Source organism: Nonomuraea sp. NPDC048916, assembly GCF_040649575.1.
GTDB lineage: Bacteria > Actinomycetota > Actinomycetes > Streptosporangiales > Streptosporangiaceae > Nonomuraea.
Genome location: NZ_JBEZFS010000002.1, coordinates 173,263 through 190,546 on the forward strand (window position 1 = coordinate 173,263; position 17,284 = coordinate 190,546).

Sequence of the window (17,284 nt, forward strand, 5' to 3'; positions counted from 1 at the left end):
GGCCTTGGAGCGATCCTCGATTACGCCACGTGATCAGCCGCCGGGCAAAGGACGATGAAAAGGGGACCCGCTCACGCGGGTCCCCTCGGCGGATCAGGCGGGCAGCGACGCCACGCCGGGTTCCAGGAACCGCGGACGGGCGAAACCGGACCGGTCCAGGAACGGCGTGACGCCGCCCAGGTGGAACGGCCAGCCCGCGCCCAGGATCATGCACAGGTCGATGTCCTGGGCGGCGGCGACGACGCCCTCGTCCAGCATGACGCGGATCTCCTCGGCCAGCGCCTCCAGCACGCGCCGCCGTACCTCCGCCGCGGAGGACGGCGAGGCGCCGCCCGCGAACAGGGCCACCGCCTCGGGGTCGAGCGAGAAGTCCGGCGCGTACACGCCGGGCTTGCCGGAGGCGACCAGCTTGGCCATGTTCTCCGACACGCCGAAGCGGTCGGGGAACGCCTCGTGCAGCGTCTCGGCCACGTGCAGACCGACGGCCGGGCCCACCAGCTGCAGCAGCGCGAACGGCGTCATCGGCAGCCCGAGATCGTCCAGCGCGTGCTCGGCCGTCTCCAGCGGCGTGCCCTCGTCGACCGCGGCGATGACCTCGCCCATGAAGCGGGTGAGCAGCCGGTTGACCACGAACGCCGGCGCGTCCTTGACCAGCACCGACGACTTCTTCAGCGACCTGCCGACGGCGAACGCCGTGGCCAGCGTCGCGTCGTCCGTCGAGCCGCCCTTGACGATCTCCAGCAGCGGCATCACGGCCACCGGGTTGAAGAAGTGGAACCCGACCAGCCGCTCCGGGTGCTTCAGATCCGAGCCCATCTCCGTCAGCGAGAGCGACGAGGTGTTGGTCGCCAGCGTGCACTCGGCCGAGACCACCGCCTCGACCTCGGCGAACACCTGCTTCTTGACGGCCAGATCCTCGAACACGGCCTCGATGACGAAATCGGCGTCGGCGAACGCGTCCTTGGTCAGCGAACCGGTCACCAGGGCCTTGAGCCGGTTGGCCTTGTCGGCCGAGACCCGGCCCCTGGCCAGCAGCTTGTCGATCTCGGCGTGCGCGTACCCGACGCCCTTGTCCAGCCTGGCCTGGTCGAGGTCGGTCAGCACGACCGGCACCTCCAGGCGGCGGGCGAACAGCAGCGCCATCTGCGAGGCCATCAGGCCCGCGCCCACCACGCCGACCTTGGTGACCTTACGGGCCAGCGACCGGTCGGGGGCGCCCGCCGGCCGCTTGGCCCGCCGCTGCACCAGGTCGAAGGAGTAGAGCCCGGCCCGCAACTCGTCGCCCATCAGCAGGTCGGCCAGCGCCTCGTCCTCGGCCGCGAAGCCCTCGTCCCGCGAGGACGTACGGGCCAGGGAGACGAGGTCGAGCGCCCGGTAGGGCGCGGGCGAGGCGCCGCGCAGCTTCATGTCGACCAGGAAACGCGCGTCGGCGATCGGCTTGTCCCAGTCGGCGGCGGCATGGTCCGGCCGGGAGACCGTCTCCTCGCCCTGCAGCACCCGGGCCGCCCAGCGCAGCGACTCCTCCAGGAAGTCGGCCGGCTCGAACATCGCGTCGGCGACGCCCAGCTCGAAGGCCCGGGCTCCGTCGATCACGCGGTTCTGCGCCAGCGGGTTCTCGATGATCAGCTTGATCGCCCCGGCCGGGCCGATCAGGCGGGGAAGCAGCTGCGTGCCGCCCCAGCCGGGGACCAGGCCGAGGAAGCACTCGGGCAGCGCCACCGCCGGCACCCCCGAGGAGATCGTCCGGTACGTGCAGTGCAGCGCGATCTCCAGCCCGCCGCCCATGGCCGCGCCGTTGACGAACGCGAACGACGGGATCGGCAGCTCGCCCAGCCGGCGGAACACGTGGTGTCCCAGGCCGCCGATCGCCAGCGCCTCCTCGCGCGAGCTCAGGGCGGACGCGCCCTTGAGGTCGGCGCCCACGGCGAAGATGAACGGCTTGCCCGTGACGCCCACCGCGACCAGGTCGGTGCGGGCCTCGATCTCCGACAGCGCCCCGTTCAGCGCGAAGAGCCCGAGCGGTCCGAACGTGTTGGGCTTGGTGTGGTCGAAGCCGTTGTCGAGCGTGATCAGCGCCATCGTGCCGGCGCCGCCGGGCAGGCGCACGTCGCGCACCAGGGCCTTGGTGACGACCTCCTCGTCCGTGTTGCGCTTGGTCAGCAGCGTGCGCCAGGTGTTGAGGTTGTTCATCCCGAGTTCTTCCGAATCGTGGTGCTCGCTCATGCCAGGTTCTCCCAGATGACGGTCCCGCCCATGCCCATGCCGACGCACATGGTGGTGATGCCGTAGCGCACGTCCGGGCGCTCGCCGAACTGGCGCGCCAGTTGCGTCATCAGCCGCACGCCCGAGGAGGCCAGCGGGTGGCCGAACGCGATCGCGCCGCCGTAAAGGTTCACGCGGGGGTCGTCGTCGGCGAGGCCGAAGTGCTCCAGGAAGGCCAGCACCTGTACGGCGAACGCCTCGTTGATCTCGAACAGCCCGATGTCGGAGATCTCCAGGCCCGCCAGCCGCAGCGCCCGCTCGGTGGACGGGATCGGGCCGACCCCCATGACCTCGGGATCGACCCCCGCGAAGGAGTACGACACCAGCCGCATCCTGGGCGCCAGACCCAGCTCCTCCGCGACCTCGCGGGCGGCCATGACGCAACCCGTGGCGCCGTCGTTGACGCCGGAGGCGTTGCCGGCCGTGACGTTGCCGTGCGGGCGGAACGGCGTCTTGAGCCCGCTCAGCCCTTCGACGGTGGTGCCGGGCCGGGGGCCCTCGTCCTCGGTCGCCAGGCCCCAGCCCTGCTCGGCCGTCCTGATCGCGGTCGGCACCAGGTCGGGCTGGATCTTGCCGTCGGCGTAGGCCTTGGCCACCTTCTCCTGCGACAGCGCCGCGTAGGCGTCCGCGCGATCCTTGGTGATCGAGGGGTAGCGGTCGTGCAGGTTCTCCGCCGTCATGCCCATGACCAGCGCGCTCGGGTCGACGAGCTTCTCGGACAGGAACCTCGGGTTGGGGTCGACGCCCTCGCCCATCGGGTGGCGGCCCATGTGCTCGACGCCGCCCGCGATCGCCACGTCGTAGGCGCCGAACGCGATGCCGCCCGCGACCGTGGTGACCGCCGTCATCGCGCCCGCGCACATGCGGTCGATCGCGTAGCCGGGCACCGTCTTGGGCAGCCCGGCCAGCACCGCGGCCGAGCGGCCGATGGTCAGGCCCTGGTCGCCGATCTGGGTGGTCGCGGCGATGGCGACCTCGTCCACCCGCTCGGGAGGCAGGCCGGGATTGCGCCGGATCAGCTCGCGGATGACCCGCACGACCAGATCGTCTGCGCGGGTCTCCGCATACAGTCCCTTGGGCCCTGACCGGCCGAAAGGCGTGCGAACGCCGTCGACGAACACGACGTCACGAGAGGAAGGCACGGGATTCGCTCCTCGTTGCTGGACAGCTGTCGAGCCTATGCTACTCGTCAGTAACTAGGGTGCGGACTTTGTGCTGGTCTGGTTGATGGTGCTGGCTGTTCGTGGGGTGTTGTGCTGTTCGGTCCGCGGAGGCGGGTGGGCGTCCTGGCTTGACCGCCGCAGTACGGGCTGAGCGCCGGTCTTGTGGCCGCCGCCGATGCTGAAGCCTTTGCGCGGGCTCGTGGTGTCTGATCGCCGTAGCTGAAGCCCATGCTTTCCGGCCACGTGCGGGCTGGGCGCGGCTCTCTAGGCGGTGACGCCGGCGTCCACCGCGAACGAGGCGCCGGTGATGTTGCGTCCGCCCTCTCCGGCCAGATGGGCCACCGTGGCGGCGATGTCCTCAGGCGAGCAGTAGCGGCCCAGGGCCGTGAGCTCGCGCTCGGCGTCGGCCCACGGGCTGTCGGCCGGGTTCATGTCGGTGTCGGTGGAGCCGGGATGGACCAGGTTGACGGTGATGCCGCGCGGCCCCAGGTCGCGGGCCAGGCCCTTGGTGAGGCCGATCAGCGCCGACTTGCTCATCGCGTAGACGGTCCAGCCGGGGTGTGGGACGTGCTCGGCCAGGTTGCTGCCGATGTTGATGATCCTGCCTCCCTCCCGCAGGTGCCGGGCGGCGGCCTGGGCCAGTACGAACGCGGCCCGGGCGTGCACGGCCAGGGTGTGGTCCACCTCTTCCAGCGTCACGCCGTCCAGCGGGCCGGGGGAGGCGATGCCCGCGTTGCTGACCAGCACGTCGAGCCTGCCCAGCTCTCCGGCCGTGTGCTCGACGGCTTCGACCAGCGCCGCGGCGTCGGCCGCCTCGGCGCGCAGGCTCAGCCCCCGCCCACCCGCGGCCTCGATCTCCTTGACCACCTCGGCCGCCCGGTCGGCCGCTTTCACGTAGGTGATGGCCACGTCGAGGCCGTCACCTGCCAGGCGCCGCGCGATGGCGGCGCCGATCCCTCTGCTGCCTCCGGTGACGAGGGCGACCCTGCGTGTCATGGATCCTCCAATAAGCGGAATCAGTTCCGATTAGAAGATAAACGGAACTGATTCCGGTTGCAAGCGGGTGCGAGGATATGGATGTGAAACGCGAGCGGACCGACGCGGCACGCAACCGGGCGAAGATCCTCGCCGCGGCGGCCGGCATCGTGGCGGAGCGCGGCGTGCAGGGGCTGTCGATGGCCGAGGTAGCCGCGGCGGCCGGGGTGGGGGTCGGCACCCTCTACCGCCGGTTCGGAGACCGGTCCGGACTGGCCTACGCGCTCATCGACCAGCGGGAGCGCGAGTTCCAGTCGGCGTTCATCGAGGGGCCGCCGCCCCTCGGGCCGGGCGCCGAGCCGAGGGAGCGTGTCCGGGCGTTCCTGAGTGCGCTGGCCGACCGGACGGTGGCGCAGCTCGACCTGCTGCTCATGGCGGACGCCGCCTCCTCGATGTCCCGCTTCGGCGGCGCCTACACGGCCTACCACGGGCATCTGGCCATGCTGATCGCCCAGGTGAAGCCGGGCGCCGACGCCTTCTGCCTGGCCGACGCGCTGCTGGCGCCGCTCGCCGCGCCGCTGGTCGCCTATCGGACGCGCTCGTGCGGGGTGAGCCTCGAACGCCTCAAGGCGGCGCTGGACGCGTTGGTCGACGGCCTCTGAGTGCCTCTCTTGGGGCCAATGTTACGGAACGTAATCTTAGCGAAACGAGTGAAATTCCCGGACAAAGTGATGTTAATTCTGTTATGAAGGGTTGCGGTCCGTATTCGTACTAGAGAGGTACACCGTGGCTCGCGACGAGAACGACAGGCCGTATGAGGATGGACAGGGCAGGTCGTTGAACCCCGATATGACCGGCGATGTGCTGTCCCCGCGCTGGAGCACCGACGACACCGACGAGCAACCGGCCATCCAGGTCACCGGGAATGAGACCTACATTCTTCCGCCGGACAAGGGCGAAGCGCTTGGCGAAGGGCTTGGCGAAGGGCTTGGCGAAGGTGAGGTCGGCAGTCATGCCGAAGGCGAGGTCGGCGATCATGCCGGCGGTCAGGCCGGAGGCGAACTCGATGGTCATGGTCAAGGTGAGGGGGGTGTGGCGGCGTCAGGGGAGGATGGCTACCTGCCGCTCGACAAGGGCTATGAGGCCTCGTACGACGAGTCGCGGCGGGGGTTCCTGGGCTCCGGGTGGACGGGGGCCGACGAGGAGGACGACGGCCGGCGGGAGGTGCGCCGCCGTACCAAGGTGCTGCTGGTGAGCGCCGCGGCGGTCGTCGTGTTCGGCGCCGGGGGCGGCTGGATGCTGAACGACGTGTCGTCCGACGACCCGTGCGCGGGCGCGCGATGCGCGAGCGCCGGTGAGGTGAGCGCGCCCGCGGAGTCCCCCGTCCCGGATGACACGGACGAGGCGTCGCCCGAGCCCGCGGAGTCGGTCACGCCGGACCCGACCGTGTCGGAGACCGTGGTGCCGACGCCGACCGCCACGAGGGTCCGGCCGACGCGTACGGCCACGCCGCGCGTCACGCCCACCGGCCGCGTCGGCGAGCCGACGGTCCGTCCGAGCAGGCGGGCCACCCAGGAGCCGGCTGACACCGACCTGAAGGGGGAGCCGAAGGGCGTCGAGGAGCCGGCCGGTGAGAAGCCGACCAGGGTGGCGACGCAGGAGCCCGAGACGGTGCCCGAGCCGGCCCCGACGGAGACCAAGAAGAACCTGTTCGACATCCTGTTCCCCTGGACGTGACGGCGAGGCGCCCGTTCTCCGGGGTGTCCTGTCCCCGGACTGACGCGGCATGCGAGGATGCGGACCCGGGTGCCGGTCGGGCACACTGGGAAATCGCTTTCCGGGAGGTGTCGTGGTCACGCTGGAAGACGTCGCCAAGCAGGCGGGTGTCTCGCTCGCGACCGCCTCGCGGGTGCTCAACGGCAGCACCCGCCAGGTGGGGGCCGACCTGCGGGCGCGGGTCGAGCGGGCCGCCGGCGAGCTGGGCTACCGCGCCAACCTGGCGGCCCAGACACTGGCCCGGGGCGCGAGCAACGTCATCGGCATCGTCGTCCACGACCTGACCGACCCCTACTTCGCCGCGCTGGCCGACGGCGCCATGCGCACGGCGGCCGGCGAGGGGCTGCTCGTCATGGTGGGCACCACGCACCGCGACCCCGAGCAGGAGATCGCCTACGTGGCGACGCTCGCCGCCCAGCGCGTGCGGGCCGTGCTGCTGGCCGGGTCGCGGGTCGACGATCCCGAGGTGACCGGGCGGCTCCGCGGCGAGCTGCGGCGCTACCTGGCCGGCGGGGGCCGGGTGGCCTGCGTGGGCCAGCCCCTGCTGGGCGTCGACACCGTGGCCCCCGCCAACCGGGAGGGCGCCGCGGCGCTGGCCCGCGCGCTGGCCGGGCTCGGCCACACCCGGTTCGCCGTGCTCGCCGGGCCCCCGCAGCTGATGACCGCCCGCGACCGGTGCGCCGGGTTCGTCACGGCGATCCGGGAGCTCGGGCTGCCCGAGCCGCGTGTCGTCCACGGCGCCTTCGACCGCGACGGCGGCCACGCGGCGGTGGCCGAGACGGGCGAGGCGACCTGCGTGTTCGCGGTCAACGACGTGATGGCCGTGGGCGCGCTGGCCGCCTACCGGGAGCGGGGCGTCCGGGTGCCGGAGGACGTCTCGGTGGCGGGGTTCGACGACATCGCCACCCTGCGCGACCAGGTGCCGGCGCTGACCACCGTGCGCCTGCCGTTGACGGATCTCGGCGCGCGGGCGCTGGAGCTCGCGCTGGGCGCGGGGGAGACGCCGGTGGTGGAGCACGTCGCCGGAGAGGTCGTGCTGCGCGAGAGCGTGCGGGACATCCGCTGACGACCTTGGAGGCACGGTGAGGCTGGCGCTCAGCACGCTCGGCATGCCGGGTGAGGGGCTCGACCGGGCGATCGAGGTGGCGGCCGGGCACGGATGCCACGGCCTCGAACTCCGCCTGCACCCCGACACCGGCGTGCACCGGGGGCTCGGCCGCGACGAGCGGCGCTCGGTGCGGGCGCGGGTGGCGGACGCCGGTCTGGAGGTCGCGGCACTGGCCGGCTATGTCGGGGTGTGCGAGCCGGGCCCGGACGAGCCCGTCGTCGACGCGCTGCTCGCCGACCTGGCGCTGGCCGCCCAGCTCGGGGCGCCCGGCGTGCGGGTCTTCCCGCGCGGCGACGACCCGGCCGTCGGGGCGCGCAGGCTGAGGGCCGTCTCGGCGCCGGCCGCCGAGCTCGGCGTACGGGTGCTCGTGGAGACGCACGACCGCATGGCCACCGGCGCGGCCGTGGCGAGCCTGCTCGGCGCGGCGGGCGTCCCCGAGACCACCGGCGCGCTCTGGGACCTGCTGCATCCCTGGCGCAACGGCGAGCCGCCCGCCGCCACGCTCGCCGCGCTCCGCCCCTGGCTCGCCTACGTGCAGATCAAGGACGCGGTCTCGGCCGGCGACAGCACGCCCGTGCCCATGGGGGCCGGTTCGGTGCCGCTGGAGGAGTGCGGGACACTGCTGCGCGAGGCCGGCTACGACGGGTGGGTCTCGCTCGAATGGGAGCGCACCTGGTATCCGGGGGTGGCTCCGGTCGAGGAGATCCTGCCCGGCGCCGCCGCCTGGGTGCGACGTTACGGGAGGGAATCCGCATGATCGACAAGGTGCTCGTCGTCGGTATGGACGGCCTGCGCTTCGACCGCCTCGCCGCCCTGCGCCCGCCGGTGCTCGGCGCGCTGATGTCCTCGGGCCTGTACGGCACCAGCACGCTCCCGTACGGCGAGGCCGGAGCCCCGCGCACCGAGTCGCCGGGCGAGATCGTCCCGGAGTCCGCCACGTCAGAGGGCGACATCCAGGACGACGTCCGGGTGATCAGGGCGCGCACCGACTCCGGACCGGGGTGGTCGTCGATCGCGACCGGGGTGTGGCCCGACAAGCATGGCGTCGTGGACAACGGGTTCACCGGAGCCCAGTTCGCGAAATATCCGGACTTCTTAACCCGGGCCAAGTCCCTCCGCCCCGACCTGGTGACCTCGGCCTTCTTCTCCTGGGCCGCGCTGGCCGACCACGGCGCCTTCGGCCCGGCCCTCGACACCCGCTTCGTGGTCGACGGCTACGCCATCACCTTCCACGCCGGTGACCGGCGGGTGTCCGAGGCCGCCGCCGCCCACCTGGCCGGCGAGGGCCCCGACCTGGCGTTCGTCTATCTGGGCGACACCGACGAGGTGGCCCATGAGCTCGGCCCGCTCTGCCCCGAATACACCGAGGCGCTCCTGCTCCAGGACACCTACCTCGGCCGCCTGCTCGACACCGTCCGCGCGCGGCCGTCCTACCCTCGCGAACGCTGGACGGTGCTGGTCACGACCGACCACGGTCACGTCGACGAGGGCGGTCACGGCGGCGTCTCCGACGAGGAGCGCACGGTGTTCGTGATCGCCGGCCGGCTGGGCGAGGATCTGGGCGGGGGGTCGCTCGGCGAGCCGAGGCTGGTCGACGTGGCCCCCACGGCTCTGGCCGGCCTGGGCATCGAACCCGACCCCGCGTGGGATCTCGACGGCACGCCGCTACGGTTCTGAGCAATTTTTCACCATGTGTTGAATTCTGGCGTGCGAAGCGTGAGACTCGTGACGAGACGCTGAACACGGGAGAGCGGCCGATGGACACAGCACTGGAGTTCTCCGAGATCCACGCCGGGATGCTCCCCGAGGTGGGCGGCAAGGCGGCCAACCTCGGCGAGCTGACCAGGGCCGGGCTTCCGGTCCCCGGGGGCTGGGTGCTGACCACCGAGGCCTACCGCCAGGTCGCCGAGGCGGCGAGGCTCGACCCGATCATCGCCGTGGGCGGGCCCGGGCTGGCCGGGGCTGCCAGGACACGACTCCTGGAGACGCCCGTGCCCGAGGCGGTGGCCAAGACCGTGCGGGAGTTCCACGCCCGGCTCGGCGACGGCGTGCCGGTCGCGGTGCGCTCCTCGGCCACGGCCGAGGACCTGCCGTTCGCCAGCTTCGCCGGGCAGCAGGACACCTACCTCAACGTCGTCGGTCCCGACGCGGTGCTCGACGCCGTGCGCCGCTGCTGGGCCTCACTGTGGACCGACCGGGCCGTCGCCTACCGCGACGCGAACGGCATCGACCACGCCTCCGTACGGCTCGCGGTCGTCGTCCAGGTGATGGTCGACGCGCGGGTGGCCGGGGTGATGTTCACCGCCAACCCGGTGACGGGCCGCAGGCGCGAGGCCGTCATCGACGCCGCCCCGGGGCTGGGCGAGGCCGTGGTCTCGGGCGCGGTCAACCCCGACCGGTTCGTCGTCGACTCGGCCACCGGCGAGATCCTGCTACGGCACGAGGGCGACAAACGGCTGGCCGTCCACTCCCTGCCGGGCGGCGGCACCGAACGCGTCGAGACGGCACCCGGCTGCCTGTGCCTGACCGACGCCCAGGCGCGCGAGCTGGCCGCGCTGGGCGTCCGCGTCGAGGACCACTACGGCGCGCCGCAGGACACCGAGTGGGCCATCGGCGGCGACGGCACGCTCTGGCTCACCCAGGCCCGGCCGATCACCACGCTCTACCCGCTTCCCGAGACCTCGCGCGACGGCCTGCGGGTCTACTTCTCGGTCAACGTCGTCCAGGGCGTCATGGGCCCGCTCACGCCGATGGGGCTCTCGGCGTTCCGGCTGCTCGCCTCCGGAGCCGCCGGGCTGTTCGGCTACGGCCCGGCCGACCGGCGCGACGGGCCGCCCTTCCTGGCGGTCTCGGGCCAGCGGCTGTGGATCGACCTCACCACGGCCGTGCGCAGCCGGGCCGGGCGGGTGATCCTGCCCCGCGTCCTGACCGTGGGCGAGGCCCGCACCGCGACCGTGCTGGAGCGGCTCGTCGAGGATCCCCGCCTGTCGGTCACGCACACCGCGCGCCGGCCGGTCCTGCGGGGTGTCACGCGCTTCGCCCGCCGGGTGCACGCCCCGGCCCGCGTGTTCCAGGCGCTGACCAGGCCGGGCCGCGCCCTCGCCTACACCCGCGAGGTGGGCGAGCGGCTGGACGGGCGGCTGCGCGTGCCCGACGGGGCGACGCCCGCGCAGCGCCTCGACCACGTGGAGCGGGTGCTCGGCGGCACGTTCCCGCGGATCATCTCGATCATGCCGATCGTGATCACCGGCTACGGCCTGTTCGGGCTGGCCTCGCGGCTGTCCGGCCTGCCCCTCGGCGAGATGCAGGACGTGCTCCGCAGCCTCCCGCACAACCCGACCACCGAGATGGACCTGGAGCTCTGGGCCCTGGCCGGCCGCATCGAGCCGGAGCCCTTCCGCCGCCACCCGGTCGGCGAGCTGGTGCGCCTCTACCACGCGGGCGAGCTGCCGCCGAAAGCCCAGCAGGGCATCGCCCGCTTCCTCGGCACCTACGGCCACCGCGGCGTCGCCGAGATCGACCTCGGCCTGCCGCGCTGGTCGGACGACCCCGCCCACCTGCTCGGCGTCCTGGCCAACTACCTGCGCATGGACGCCGGCGACCTCACCCCCGACGCGCTCTTCGCCAGGGGAGCCGCCGAGGCGGACGTGGCCATGGCCGCGATCGTCGCCCGGGCCCGGCGCCGGGGCCGGCTGCGGGCCGCGCTCACCCGCTTCGCGCTGCGCCGCACCAGGACGTACGCGGGACTGCGCGAGCTGCCCAAGTTCTACCTGGTGCAGGTCCTGGCCGGGCTGCGGCGCAGCCTGCTGGCCGTCGGCGAGCACCTGGCGGCCACCGGCGTGCTCGGCTCGGCCGACGACGTGTTCTTCCTGACCATCGAGGAGGCCCGGGCCGCGCTGTCCGGAGGCGACCTGCACGACCTGGTCGCAGAGCGGCGGGCCGGCTACGAGCGGGAGACCCGCCGCAGGCACGTGCCCCGGGTCATGCTCTCCGACGGCACCGAGCCGGAGGCGCTGTCGGCCCCGGCCGCTGAGGGCGCGCTGACCGGCTCCGCGGCCTCGGCCGGCACGGTCACCGGCCCCGCCCGAGTGGTGCTCGACCCGGTCGGCGCCCACCTCGAACCCGGCGAGATCCTGGTCTGCCCGTCCACCGACCCCGGCTGGACACCGTTGTTCCTCACCGCCGGCGGGCTGGTGATGGAGATGGGCGGCGCCATGTCGCACGGCGCGGTGGTGGCCCGCGAATACGGCATCCCGGCCGTGGTCGGCGTGCCCGACGCCACCCGGCGCATCACCACGGGCCAGAGGACAACGGTCGACGGCGCGGCGGGCACCGTCACCGTCGAGGAGGAACCGGCCGAGGTCTGAGCGGCGCCGAATCTGGGGCGAGAGCGGCTGCCCGTTCAGCCTTGTGGAGTGCGGCGGTCCTGTGGTGGAGCCAGGTGTGCAGCGGGTCGCGGGCGCCCTCGCGGGAGAGTACGGGGCATCGGTGAGACGAAACCGGCCGAGCGGGCCACCGCGGCGCTGGCGGGGTTGCCGGCGGCGATCCGCGTCCTTCGTCAGGGGCGTGATCAGCCGACCGGCACCAGGGCGGCGTAGCGGGCCTTCATCGTGGCCACCACCTCGTCGGGGTCGGCGGCCCAGACGTCGGCGTTGAAGATCTCCACCTCCACGTCGCCGGTGTAGCCCGCCCCGGTCACGGCCCGGGTGATCGGCCCGAAGTCGATCACCCCGTCACCCATCATGCCCCGCCCGAGCAGCGCGTCGGCGGGCAGCGGGTGCAGGTAGTCGCACACCTGGTAGGACGCGATCCGGCCGCCCGCCCGGGCGAGGTCGTCGAACAACCGCGGGTCCCACCACACGTGGAAGGTGTCGACGACCACGCCGACCTGCTCCGGCGGGTGGGCCAGGCACAGGTCGAGCGCCTGGCCCAGCGTGGACAGGACGGCCCGATCCGGGCAGTAGATCGGGTGCAGCGGCTCCAGCGCCAGCCGGACGCCCCGCTCGCCGGCGTAGGGCGCGAGCACCTCGAGCGCCTCGGCCACCCGCTCGCGGGCCCCGGCCAGGTCACGTGAGAAGCCGGGCGGGCCGGGTGCGGAGCCGTCCGCGGCCGGCTCGTGTGAGACGCTGCTCGCGGGCAGTGGTTCGCCCGGCCGCACGCCGGGAAGACCGCCCACCACCATCACCAGGCAGGCCGCCGCCAGCTCCGCCGCCTCGTCGATGGCCCGCCGGTTGTCGTCGAGAGCCCGCGCGAAGGCGCGACGGTCCTCCTCGCCGGGCGGCCCGCTCCCGGTCAGGAAGCCGCCCCGGCACAGCGACGACACCCGCAGCCCCGCCTCGCGCACCAGCCTGACGGTCTCGGCCAGCCCCTGCTCGGCCACCTTCTCGCGCCACAGGCCCACGGCCGCCAGCTCGTGCCGCACGCAGCCGTCCACGGCCTCGGCCACCGACCATCGCCTGGTCGTCCACTGGTTGAGCGACAGGCTCACAGGCCGTTCACCGCCAGCAGCGCCCTCATCCGGCGCACGGCCAGCTCCTGGTCGGCCAGCAGCCCGGCCTGGTCGGCCAGGCGGAACACCTTGGCCAGGTGACGCAGCGAGCGGGCCGACTGGGCGCCGTTCACCATGGCGAACGCGTCCTGGTGGCCGTTCAGCCAGGCGAGGAAGACGATGCCGGTCTTGTAGTGGTAGGTCGGCGGCTCGAACAGCTTGCGGGACAGCCGCACGGTCGGCGCCAGGATCTCGTCGTAGGAGGCCAGCAGCCGGTCGCGGCCCGCCTCGTCGTCCGCCGCCTCGGCGGCGTCGAGCGCGTGCAGCGCGGCCGCCGCCGCGGGGGCGATCGCGTCGAAGACGCCGAGCAGCGCGTGCGAGCCCGACCTGATCAGCGACGGGTAGTTGAAGTCGTCGCCCGTGTAGAGCCGCACCCCGTGGGGCAACGCCGCGCGCAGCCCCACCTCGTGCTCCTCGTCCAGCAGCGACACCTTCACCCCGTCCACCATCGGGGCGTGGGCGTGGATCAGCTCCAGGAACGACGCGGTGGCCGCCGGCACGTCGGCCGAGCCCCAGTATCCGGCCAGCGACGGGTCGAACATCTCGCCGAGCCAGTGCAGGATCACCGGCCGCTCGGCCAGGCCGAGCAGCTTGCCGTACACCCGGTGGTAGTCGCCGGGCCCGCTCGCCACCCGGGCCAGCTCGCGCGAGGCCATCACGATCACCTGGGCGCCGGCCGACTGCACGGTGTCGATCTGCTCGGCGTAGGCGGCGGTGATGGCGGCCAGGCCGGCCGCGCCGGGGGCGTGATCGGTGCCCGCGCCGCAGGCCAGCAGCGTGGCGGGATCGCCGAAGTCGCGGGCCTCGCGGGCGCTGCGCTCGATGAGCTCCCTCGTCGCGGCCCAGTCCAGGCCCATGTTGCGCTGCGCGGTGTCCATGGCGTCGGCCACGCGCAGGCCGTACGACCACAGGTGGCGGCGGAAGCGGAGGGTGGCGTCCCAGTCGAGGGTGGCGGGGGAGCCGGGCGTGTTGCCGCCGAGCGGGTCGGCCACCACGTGCGCGGCCGCGTAGCAGACGCGGCCGGTGGCGGGCGTTTCGGGCACCGGCCAGGTCACGGGCTCGCGCAGCGTGTACGCGCCGCCGGGCAGGTCGATCATCACAGCCGCGGCACCTCGATCCGGCGGCCCTCGGCGGAGGAACGCAGGCCCAGCTCGGCGAGCTGCACGCCGCGCGCGCCGGAGGCGAAGTCGTTGGGGAAGGGCGCGTCCTCCAGCACGTGCCGGACGAACAGCTCCCACTGGATCTTGAAACCGTTGTCGAACTCGGCGTTGTCCGGCACCTCCTGCCACTCGTCGCGGAAGCGCGCGGTGACCGGGAGGTCGGGGTTCCAGACCGGCTTGGGCGTGCCGGCCCGGTGCTGGATCCGGCAGTTGCGCAGCCCCGCGACCGCGCTGCCGTGCGTGCCGTCCACCTGGAATTCCACCAGCTCGTCGCGATTGACGCGGACCGTCCAGGAGGAGTTGATCTGGGCGATCACGCCGCCCTCCAGCTCGAAGATCGCGTACGCGGCGTCGTCGGCGGTGGCCTCGTAGGCCGTGCCCCGCTCGTCGGCGCGTGCCGGGATGTGCGTCGTGGCCTTGGCGTAGACCCCCTCGACCCGGCCGAACAGGTTCTCCATCACGTAGTGCCAGTGCGGGAACATGTCGAGCACGATGCCGCCGCCGTCGCCGGCGCGGTAGTTCCACGACGGGCGCTGCGCCTCCTGCCAGTCGCCCTCGAACACCCAGTAGCCGAACTCACCGCGCACCGACAGGATCCGGCCGAAGAAGCCGCCGTCGATCAGCCGCTTCAGCTTGAGCAGGCCCGGCAGGAAGAGCTTGTCCTGCACGACTCCGTTCTTGACGCCTCTGGCCGCCGCGGCCTCGGCGAGCGCCACCGCCTCGGCGACCGACTCGGCCGTCGGCTTCTCGGTGTAGACGTGCTTGCCCGCCTCGATGGCGCTGAGCACGGCCTTCACCCTGGCCGAGGTGACCTGGGCGTCGAAGTAGATCAGGTTGTCCTCGTCGGCGAGCGCGGCGTCGAGCTCGGTGGTGTGGCCGGCGATGCCGTGCTCGGCGGCGAGGCGGCCGAGCTTGGCGGCATTCCGGCCGACCAGGACGGGCCGGAGCTCGACCCGCTCGCCGTCCGAGAGCGTGACACCGCCCTGCTCGTTGATGGCCAGGACGGACCTGACCAGATGCTGGCGATGGCCCATCCGTCCGGTGACGCCGTTCATGACGACGCCGATGGTGCGCACGCTCATGAGGATCCTTTCAAGGAAAGCGCTTTCCGGAAAGGTAAGGCTGTGCCGCCGGAGGCGTCAAGTGCGCCGGCCGTGCCTACCGGCCGTACCTAAAGGTCGCCCTTGGTCTCCAGCCTGGCCAGGGCCTTGGCGAGCGGATGGGCGGTGAGCGAGACCTGCCACTCGCGGGCGCCGAGCGCGCGCAGCCGCTCGGTCACGCTCTCGTCGGTGATCTCCCCGGGGGGCTCCCAGGTGAGCCGGCGCACCGCGTCGGGCTGCAGGAGGTTCTCCGTCGGCATGCGGTGCTCGTCGGCGAGCGCGGCCACCACGGCGCGGGCGGCACCGAGCCGCTTGGCCGCGGCGGGATCACGGTCGGCCCAGCGGTTGGCCGGTGGCGGCCCGTCGCCGGGGGTGCTGGGCTGCGGCAACTCGCTGTCGGGCAGGCCGCGTGCCCGGCCCACCGCGCTCAGCCAGTCGCTCATGTGCCTGCGCGCGCTGCGCCCGGTGAACGCCGAGATCTCGGTGAGGGCCTTCTTGGTGCGCGGGACGTCGAGGGCGGCGGCGACGATCGCGGAGTCGGGCAGCACCCGGCCCGGCGCCAGGTCGCTCTCGCGGGCGATCCGGTCGCGCATCGTCCACAGCTCGCGGACGATGGCCAGGGCCCGCACGTTGCGCACCTTGTGGATGCCCGAGGTGCGCCGCCACGGGTCGGAGCGGGGCGTGGCCGGCGGTGTGTCGAGCACGGCGGCGAACTCCTCGCGCGCCCACTCCAGCTTGCCGCTCTCCTCCAGCTCGGCGTGCAGCACGTCGCGGAGCTCGACCAGCACCTCCACGTCGAGCGCGGCGTAGCGCAGCCAGTCTTCGGGCAGCGGCCTGGTGGACCAGTCGGCGGCCGAGTGGCCCTTCTCCAGCCGCAGCCCGAGCACGGTCTCGACCATGGTGCCGAGCCCCACCCGCTCGTAGCCGAGCAGCCGGCCGGCCAGCTCGGTGTCGAACATGGCACGCGGCCGGAAGCCGACCTCCAGCAGGCACGGCAGGTCCTGGGACGCGGCGTGCAGCACGATCTCCGCGTCGGTCACGGCCCGGTCGAGCCGGGACAGGTCGGGGCAGGTGATCGGGTCGATCAGCGCCGTGCCCGCGCCGGCGCGGCGCAGCTGCACGAGGTAGGCGCGGTTGCCGTAGCGGTAGCCGGAGGCGCGCTCGGCGTCGACGGCGACCGGACCGGAGCCCGCGGCGAAGGCGTCGACGGTCTCGGCCAGGGTCGCGTCGTCGGCGATGACCGGGGGAATGCCTCCGCGCGGCTCCAGCAGGGGGACGACGGTGCGTTCTTCTGTCATGAGTCCACCGCCCTCATGACGCCGTTGTTGTGTTGACTGGTGCCCTCACTTCGTTCGGTCACTCTCCGGATCATCGCGTCGGCGGGGCATGGTGGCCACATCGGGCGGGAGCGGTGGGATCCCCGCCGCCACACACATCAGGTCGCACCAGGCGGCGACATGGCCGGAGAGGTCCTCGTGTGTGGGGGACCAGGACGCCCGCAGCTCGAGCTCGGTGGTGACCGGATCGTCGGCCTTGTTGCCGAACCCCTCGGACACAGCTCTAGTCACGGTACCGCCGGCGGCGGAGTATCCGGCCTGGTGGGCTTCGAGAGCCTCGGTGAGCCAGCTCCACGCGACCGGTCCGAGCAGCGGGTCGGAGGTGATCTCCGGCTCCATGTCGGCCCGCACGTAGGCCACCAGGCGGAACGGGCCCTCCCAGCCGCGCTGGCCGTCGGGGTCGTAGAGCAGGATCAGCCGGCCGACCGCCAGCTCGTCGTCGTCGCGGTAGACCGAGGCGCCCACGGCGGCGGAGTAGGGGGCCAGCCGCTGCGGGGCGGGAAGATCCTCGAGCTCGATCTCCGGCCTGACCTCGGCCAGCCGGAGACTCTCGACCGCGTGCCGGAACGCGGTCGGAACCGGTGGTCGGTCACCGAGGGTCATAGTCGAAGAGTAGGTCGAAGACGGGCGGAAGGGGACCACGGGGGTGCTCATCGTTCGCGATCAAACCGCTGCCGCAACCAGCTGCCGGACCCGGCGGGTGGACGTGACCGGCGCGACGAGCAGGGCGTCACCGCACTCGACGCAGGCCCACTCGGCGCACTCACCCGGCTCGTGCCCGTCGAAGCACGGTGGTTGCTCGAACAGCCGCTCACCAGCGCAGGAGGCGCAGGTCTCTCTGCGGCGCTCTGGGGA

General features: G+C 73.0%; 15 protein-coding genes. 6 read left to right on the forward strand and 9 right to left on the reverse strand.

Annotated elements, in window-relative coordinates; all coding sequences use genetic code 11:
* Positions 1–93: 93 nt before the first annotated feature.
* The 3 genes from AB0C16_RS02435 to AB0C16_RS02445 form a co-directional block, all read right to left on the reverse strand.
* On the reverse strand, positions 94–2,190 hold the full coding sequence (locus tag AB0C16_RS02435) for a 3-hydroxyacyl-CoA dehydrogenase NAD-binding domain-containing protein (RefSeq protein WP_357678226.1): 2,097 nt from the start codon (positions 2,188–2,190) through the stop codon (positions 94–96).
* A 29-nt stretch (positions 2,191–2,219) separates the two neighbouring features.
* On the reverse strand, positions 2,220–3,383 hold the full coding sequence (locus AB0C16_RS02440) for an acetyl-CoA C-acyltransferase (RefSeq protein WP_357678228.1): 1,164 nt from the start codon (positions 3,381–3,383) through the stop codon (positions 2,220–2,222).
* Positions 3,384–3,689: 306 nt separating this feature from the next.
* Positions 3,690–4,421 carry an SDR family oxidoreductase gene (locus AB0C16_RS02445; protein WP_357678037.1) on the reverse strand — a complete coding sequence of 244 codons (732 nt, stop codon included), beginning with the start codon at positions 4,419–4,421 and terminating at the stop codon, positions 3,690–3,692.
* An 83-nt stretch (positions 4,422–4,504) separates the two neighbouring features.
* On the opposite strand from AB0C16_RS02445, the gene AB0C16_RS02450 reads away from it, so the two are divergent.
* Positions 4,505–5,062 (forward strand): TetR/AcrR family transcriptional regulator, encoded by a 558-nt coding sequence (locus tag AB0C16_RS02450; RefSeq protein ID WP_357678039.1) that lies wholly within the window; start codon positions 4,505–4,507, stop codon positions 5,060–5,062.
* Between the two features lie 109 nt (positions 5,063–5,171).
* Here the strand turns inward: AB0C16_RS02450 and AB0C16_RS02455 are convergent, their stop codons facing one another.
* Positions 5,172–5,474: a hypothetical protein gene (locus AB0C16_RS02455; protein WP_357678041.1), complete on the reverse strand. Its 303-nt coding sequence runs from the start codon at positions 5,472–5,474 to the stop codon at positions 5,172–5,174.
* An 18-nt stretch (positions 5,475–5,492) separates the two neighbouring features.
* On the opposite strand from AB0C16_RS02455, the gene AB0C16_RS02460 reads away from it, so the two are divergent.
* From AB0C16_RS02460 to AB0C16_RS02480, 5 genes are all read left to right on the forward strand, one after another.
* Positions 5,493–6,137 (forward strand): hypothetical protein, encoded by a 645-nt coding sequence (locus AB0C16_RS02460; RefSeq protein WP_357678043.1) that lies wholly within the window; start codon positions 5,493–5,495, stop codon positions 6,135–6,137.
* 112 nt (positions 6,138–6,249) lie between these two features.
* The gene (locus AB0C16_RS02465; RefSeq protein WP_357678045.1) at positions 6,250–7,242 is read left to right on the forward strand and encodes a LacI family DNA-binding transcriptional regulator; all 993 of its coding nucleotides are present in this window, start codon (positions 6,250–6,252) and stop codon (positions 7,240–7,242) included.
* Between the two features lie 16 nt (positions 7,243–7,258).
* Positions 7,259–8,041 carry a sugar phosphate isomerase/epimerase family protein gene (locus tag AB0C16_RS02470; RefSeq protein ID WP_357678047.1) on the forward strand — a complete coding sequence of 261 codons (783 nt, stop codon included), beginning with the start codon at positions 7,259–7,261 and terminating at the stop codon, positions 8,039–8,041.
* Positions 8,038–8,961, forward strand: coding sequence for an alkaline phosphatase family protein (locus AB0C16_RS02475; RefSeq protein WP_357678049.1), 924 nt, complete (start codon positions 8,038–8,040; stop codon positions 8,959–8,961). The genes AB0C16_RS02470 and AB0C16_RS02475 overlap by 4 nt, the downstream gene beginning before the upstream one ends.
* 80 nt (positions 8,962–9,041) lie before the next feature.
* Positions 9,042–11,651 carry a PEP/pyruvate-binding domain-containing protein gene (locus tag AB0C16_RS02480; RefSeq protein ID WP_357678051.1) on the forward strand — a complete coding sequence of 870 codons (2,610 nt, stop codon included), beginning with the start codon at positions 9,042–9,044 and terminating at the stop codon, positions 11,649–11,651.
* Positions 11,652–11,854: 203 nt separating this feature from the next.
* Here AB0C16_RS02480 and AB0C16_RS02485 read toward each other — a convergent pair whose 3' ends face one another.
* The 5 genes from AB0C16_RS02485 to AB0C16_RS02505 form a co-directional block, all read right to left on the reverse strand.
* Positions 11,855–12,772 (reverse strand): sugar phosphate isomerase/epimerase, encoded by a 918-nt coding sequence (locus AB0C16_RS02485; RefSeq protein WP_357678053.1) that lies wholly within the window; start codon positions 12,770–12,772, stop codon positions 11,855–11,857.
* Positions 12,769–13,932 carry a dihydrodipicolinate synthase family protein gene (locus tag AB0C16_RS02490; RefSeq protein WP_357678055.1) on the reverse strand — a complete coding sequence of 388 codons (1,164 nt, stop codon included), beginning with the start codon at positions 13,930–13,932 and terminating at the stop codon, positions 12,769–12,771. The genes AB0C16_RS02485 and AB0C16_RS02490 overlap by 4 nt, the downstream gene beginning before the upstream one ends.
* A complete protein-coding gene (locus AB0C16_RS02495; protein ID WP_357678057.1) occupies positions 13,929–15,074 on the reverse strand; it encodes a Gfo/Idh/MocA family oxidoreductase in 1,146 nt (381 codons plus the stop codon). Before AB0C16_RS02495 ends, AB0C16_RS02490 begins: the two co-directional genes overlap by 4 nt.
* Before the next feature lie 89 nt (positions 15,075–15,163).
* Complete coding sequence (locus AB0C16_RS02500) at positions 15,164–16,390, reverse strand: ribonuclease D (RefSeq protein WP_357678059.1); 1,227 nt, start codon at positions 16,388–16,390, stop codon at positions 15,164–15,166.
* A 45-nt stretch (positions 16,391–16,435) separates the two neighbouring features.
* On the reverse strand, positions 16,436–17,032 hold the full coding sequence (locus tag AB0C16_RS02505) for a DUF3000 domain-containing protein (RefSeq protein ID WP_357678061.1): 597 nt from the start codon (positions 17,030–17,032) through the stop codon (positions 16,436–16,438).
* Between the last annotated feature and the right edge of the window lie 252 nt (positions 17,033–17,284).